This is a genomic window from Actinosynnema sp. (genome assembly GCF_052038725.1).
This window is the reverse complement of sequence record NZ_JBQGCX010001086.1, coordinates 1-1,715: the sequence shown is the minus strand read 5'-3', so window position 1 is coordinate 1,715 and position 1,715 is coordinate 1. Positions and strand designations below refer to the sequence as shown.

Annotated in this window: 1 protein-coding gene and 1 pseudogene; one reads left to right on the top strand and one right to left on the bottom strand. The window is 69.7% G+C overall.

Going from position 1 to position 1,715, the window contains the following annotated elements:
* Positions 1–63: 63 nt before the first annotated feature.
* Complete coding sequence (locus ACTUAL_RS23020) at positions 64–1,191, bottom strand: type I restriction endonuclease (protein ID WP_440901696.1); 1,128 nt, start codon at positions 1,189–1,191, stop codon at positions 64–66.
* 253 nt (positions 1,192–1,444) lie between these two features.
* On the opposite strand from ACTUAL_RS23020, the pseudogene ACTUAL_RS23015 reads away from it, so the two are divergent.
* Positions 1,445–1,715: pseudogene (locus ACTUAL_RS23015) on the top strand (hypothetical protein); the annotation flags it as partial.

Genomic DNA, 1,715 nt, shown 5'->3' with positions numbered 1-1,715 from the left:
GAACCCCGAACTCCGCGCCCCGGAGGACCCGCGCCCTCCGGGGCTCCTGCCAATCAGGACGTCTCAGGCGGCCGGGGGTTCGGCCGAGGCGCCCAGGTACCGGTTCACGGTCAGCCGCAGCTGCTCGGCGTGCAGGTAGATGTCCTCCACCCGCTCGATGGCCACGCGCGTCTCGACCTTCTGCTCGTCGAACACCCCGAGGTACTTCTTGGACCGGTTGAACCACAGCCGGGCGATCGGCCTGCGGTTGTTGTCGTCGAGCAGCACGCCGAAGTAGGTCTTGGTGTCGCGGGCGAAGACCCTGGTGGCGGGCACCGAGCCGCAGACGATGGCCCGCACGATCCGGAAGCCCTCGATCTCCTCCTCGGTGGTGACGACGTCCCCGCCCCGCTCCTCCACCCCGGCGGGCGGGGCCTCGACGGGCGCTGGCTCGCTCTCCTCCGCCGGGACCGCCCCGACCCCGCGCACGTACGACCCGCCGCCGAGCGCGTTCTTGAGCCGGTCGTTGACCTGGTCGGTGAGGAACTGGCGGCACGCCTTGTCCACCAGCGGCGCGAACTGCTCGCGCACCCGCTGGGTGAAGGAGCCCTCGTAGACGCGGGTGGCCAGGAACTTCACCCAGTCGTCCTCGGGCTCCTTGAACTGCGCGGCGAGCACCCGCTTGAGCTGCCCGATGTACTTGAGCTCGCCTGCCGCGCTGATCACCGAGTCGAGGTCGAACGCCTCCTTGGTCAGCTTCGCCAGCTCCGGCAGCAGGGTCTCGTCCACGTCCGAGAAGTCCATGACCAGGAACGGCTTGGCGTCCATGCGGTTGGGCGCGTCGAGGTCGGTGTAGAACTGGTAGACCTCGCCGTTGGTCAGGATCGCGATCCGCGCGTTGGTCGCCGCGAAGTAGCGGAACAGCTGCGAGGCGTGCTCCAGCCTGAGCGGGTCGTTGACCTTCTTCGCCTCCAGCAGGACCTGCACCTGCCCGTCGTGCACGATGGCGTAGTCGATCTTCTCGCCCTTCTTGACGCCCACGTCGGCGGTGAACTCGGGGATGACCTCCGCCGGGTTGAACACGTCGTAGCCGAGGACCGTGCTGATGAACGGCATCACGAAGGCGTTCTTGGTCGCCTCCTCGGTCTCGATCCCGGCCTTGAACTTGCGGATCTTCATGGCCAGCGCCTGCGCGCGCTCCGCGATGTCCATCCCCAGCTCCCGTCGACGAGGGGGTGCCGAGGCGGTGTGCCGATCACGATCCGCCCGCCGCGCCCATTCAGCCCATCGATCCGCGAACCACGCCCGTTACCAGCGGATACGTGAGCGCAGGCAGGGCGAACCGGACATGTTCACTCGAACGGCGGAAGCCCGGACGGTCGCACCCCGCCGCGTCCGAACACGGTCCGCGACTGATCGGCAATCCCCCGTGACCCCTCCCCGCGTGATCCGCCACGATGTACCGATGCACACCCAGGACCCCGCCTCCCCGCACGTCAGCCTGCGCCCCCTGGACGAGCCGGGGATCGAGCGGCTCCTGCGGGTCGCCCTCGCCGACGCCGACCCCGAGGACGTCATGCCGCCCGGCTGGACCACCGACGCGCAGTTCCGCGCCTTCTACCGGGCCATGCCCGCGTTCGAGGTGCTGGTCGACGGGCGCACGGCGGGGATGGTGCGGTTGGCCGACGACGGCGAGACCGGCATGTGGCTGGCCAGGTCCGCGCGCGGCTCCGGGG